The 3,336-nt window shown below is 62.4% G+C and carries 3 protein-coding genes; all 3 read right to left on the bottom strand.

The features are described 5' to 3' along the window. The coding region (locus HQL56_19095; GenBank protein MBF0311623.1) for a GNAT family N-acetyltransferase at window positions 1–555 on the bottom strand (555 nt) is incomplete at its 3' end. A 297-nt stretch (window positions 556–852) separates the two neighbouring features. Next, on the bottom strand, window positions 853–2,268 hold the full coding sequence (locus tag HQL56_19090; protein MBF0311622.1) for a metallophosphoesterase: 1,416 nt from the start codon (window positions 2,266–2,268) through the stop codon (window positions 853–855). Next, a complete protein-coding gene (locus tag HQL56_19085; protein ID MBF0311621.1) occupies window positions 2,258–2,941 on the bottom strand; it encodes a response regulator in 684 nt (227 codons plus the stop codon). The genes HQL56_19090 and HQL56_19085 overlap by 11 nt, the downstream gene beginning before the upstream one ends. Window positions 2,942–3,336: the final 395 nt, after the last annotated feature.

The raw sequence follows: 3,336 nt of genomic DNA, 5'->3' as shown, positions 1-3,336 counted from the left end.
ACGGGTGTTGCCGCTCAGATGGGCTTCGGGATCGTCTCCCGAATCGCGCACCACTGCGAGATCGACCCCGTCGCAAGCCACGGTTCGCACCTGATGGGCCACCAGTCCCAGAGCCTCCCCTTCCGGCAGCCAGACGGGATCGACGCCGCCCAGGCGCAGTTCGTCCCAGGCGGTTTCGTGTTGCACCAGATGGCGAAGGGCATGATGGCGCACGGCGTCGGTCAGGCGGGTATCGGCAAGGAGACCGTTGTATTCCATGGTCAGGGCGTCCCGAAGGGGATGGCCGCACTCGTGGAAGTAGAGGCGTCGGGAGTAGACAAAGCCGTGACGCAGTTGGGAGCGTTGTCTCAGCAGGGCCAGCCCGACGCACTCCCCATCGCGAAGCACCCGCAGCAGGCGCAACGGTTCCGTGCGGGCGACCGTTTCCAGCCAGCAGCCGATCCATTTCCAGGAGAGGAAAAACGAGGCCTCCGCCCGCTGTTCCAGCGCCAGCCATTCGTGGGACAGGCTCTCCGGACGGCATTCTTCCAGGCTGACCTGCCAGATGGGTGTCATGGTGCGAGTCCCCCCGACTCCTTTCCGGTATAATAATCCGTTGGCTTTTAATATGTTATCTTTTAAATATCCAAAAAATAAAATTCTCTATCTTTTGAATTTTTCCTGTAATATTTTTTGTCTTTTATTATCAAGCATCAAATTTTTTAATCTGTTTTTTTGATGGACCGAAGTCCGCGAAAAGTACCCCTCCCCGTATACCTGAAGAGTTGCCTGTATGGCAGCATAGAGCGTGCGGCCTTCCGCTACAACCCATGAGATCAGGGGACGTTCCGAACCCGGCGGGTTCAGGGCCTTTCACCGGGAAAGCGTCGGGGCGGGCAAACGATAGCTGTGGGCCACCTCGCCGTTGCGGCAGCGTCTTGCTTCGTCGCTGATCAGGCAGCTCTTCACATAGTCGACCTGCACCGACTCCGCCGAGACGGTGACCCGCACATGGCCCGAGTTGGGACGGATATCCCCCTGCCGATAGACGTTCCAGTCGAAGAGCCGGTATTGGGCGTCCGCCGGGTTGGGCAAGGTCTGGTAGACCACGCCGTCCCGCTGTTGACGGGCATAGAGGTGGTCATGTCCCTGGAACACGATGGTGACGTGGGCCGCCGCCAGCAGGTCATGAACCGGTTGGGACCATCCGGGGCGCTGGTTATGGAACACCGCCTCGCCCTGACGGTTATTGCCGCCCCACTCGAAGCGTTCCGAGGCCTCGATCCCCCCTCGTCCCGCGCCGTTGAGGTGATGGATGAAGACGAACTTCCATTTGGCGCGGCTCTGCGAAAGCTGCTGACTCAGCCAGCGATACTGGGTCTCCCCCAGGGTGAGCTGCCAGCCTTCGCGGCGTTTCCCCTCTCGCTCCCCCGGTTTGGGAAAGGAGTGCCAGTAGGGATCGAGTACCACAAAGAGGGCGTCACCCCAGTTCCAGGCGTAATAGTCGCGCAGCCAGCCCAGCGGCTCGACCCGCTCCCGGTCGCCGCTGTAGAAACCTTCCGGATCCGGCAGGGGAAAATACCGGTTGCGGGCGCTGCCCGCCAGCAGGGCGGCATCGTGGTCGGTGACATCGAGCAGGTCGTGGTTGCCGTTGACCAGAAAAAGCGGGGCCGAACAGCCGACCGCTTGCAGAACGTCGCGTTGCCGGGCATAGATCCGATCCACGCTCTCCGCGCGCAGGGCGCCACGCCGGGCCAACGGCTCCAGACTGAAATCGTCTCCCAGGGCCAGATGCAGGTCGGGGTGGTCGCGGGAGATGTTGTCCAGGGTGCGGGCATAGAGTTCGGGGTGGTGGATGCGCCCCAGCCGTTCCGGATGGGAATCCCCCTGCAGGGTGAAGGTAAAGGCGCTTCCCGCTTGGCGCTGGCTGTGAAAGGAGCAGGCCAGTCGCTGCCGGAATCCATCGCCTTCGCGGGTCGACAGATGGTAGCGGTAGGCGGTGTCGGGGCGCAGGCCGCTCAGGATGATTTCGCCGGGGAGGCCGGGTTGAAGATGTAGCGGGGCGCTCCTTCCGGAAGTCTTGCCATCGGTCCATTCGACCATGGCTTCGGTGGCCGTCTCCGAGAGGAGACTCACGGTCACCGAACGGTCGGTGGGGCGACCGAGAATGGCCGAGAGTTGTCCGCCACCCCTCTCCTCCGACGCCAGCGGGGAGAGCGCGCTCCACAGCAGTCCGAGGCCGGCCAGCCGTCCGCGCCACCGTCGGGCTGGGCGGGGTTCAGCTTTCATAGCGGTAGCCGATGCCGTAAACCGAGTGGATCAGTTCATTTTCCGGGGCTTTTTGGGCGATTTTACGGCGGATGTTCTTGATGTGGCTGTCCACGACCCGATCGGAGACCTCCTGGTCGTCGTCGTAAGCCATTTCCAGAATCTGGGAGCGGGAGTAGACCCGCCCCGGATGGGAGGCCAGCAGGCGCAGCACGCGGAATTCGGTGGGGGTGAGGTCCAGGGTCTGGCCCCCTATCCGCGCGCGTTGCGCCGCCTTGTCGATCTCCAGGAGGGGCCCGTCGCGGTTTTCGTCGGCGGGGGTGTTGACCCGTCGCAGCACGGCCCGCACCCTGGCCACCACCTCTCGCGGGCTGAAGGGTTTGCAGATGTAGTCGTCGGCCCCCAGCTCCAGACCCAGCAGACGATCCAACTCCTCCACCCGGGAACTGGCCATGATGATGGGCACGTTGGAGAGTTTGCGCACTTCCCGGCAGACGCTCAGTCCGTCGAGGCCCGGCAGCACGATATCCAGCAGGATCAGATCGGGCCGACGTCGGGACACCGCCTGCAAAGCGGTGTGTCCATCGGCGGCCTCAACCACGTCATAACCGTCATGTAGGAGAAAATCCCGCACCATTCCGGAAACGTGGGGCTCATCCTCCACCACTAGAATCAGGGGTTTGCGCTCCGACATCGCTCGTCTCCCGTGACCTTGGTCCAGGGCCTGTCAACAATCACCCCGTTTTGTCCCCTGGCGGCGTTGCAATCCGGTTCGGAAGGCTCATGTAGAGGACTACACTCCGTTTCCTCACCGTCTTGCGCCTTGCCGGAAACCAAAATCGGACGGTTGTTAACACGCCCTGACGCAACGGTCCTTGCCAGCTGTTTCGTTCGGACTGGGATTTTCCAGTACTTCGATCGGGATGGCAAGAGGAACGATGTGGTATCCGTCGGGTAGGTCAGACCTTCAGCAGGCGCGCATTCCCCATTCCGGGGGGGGGCTGAGGGATACGGCGGGAATGTTGCAGCGTACCGGGAGTTTTCCGCCTGCGAGTGTCGGCTCGATGTCGGAGTTGGCCGCCTTGATTT

It is taken from the genome of Magnetococcales bacterium (genome assembly GCA_015231925.1).
Taxonomy (GTDB): Bacteria; Pseudomonadota; Magnetococcia; order Magnetococcales; family JADGAQ01; genus JADGAQ01.
Note: the sequence above shows the minus strand (reverse complement) of the source record. Positions and strands in the feature narration are given on the sequence as shown.

Coding starts and splice junctions, on each gene's coding strand:
- HQL56_19090 (MBF0311622.1), bottom strand. CDS start 2,268: ATGAAAGCTGAACCCCGCCCAGCCCGACGGTGGCGCGGACGGCTGGCC.
- HQL56_19085 (MBF0311621.1), bottom strand. CDS start 2,941: ATGTCGGAGCGCAAACCCCTGATTCTAGTGGTGGAGGATGAGCCCCAC.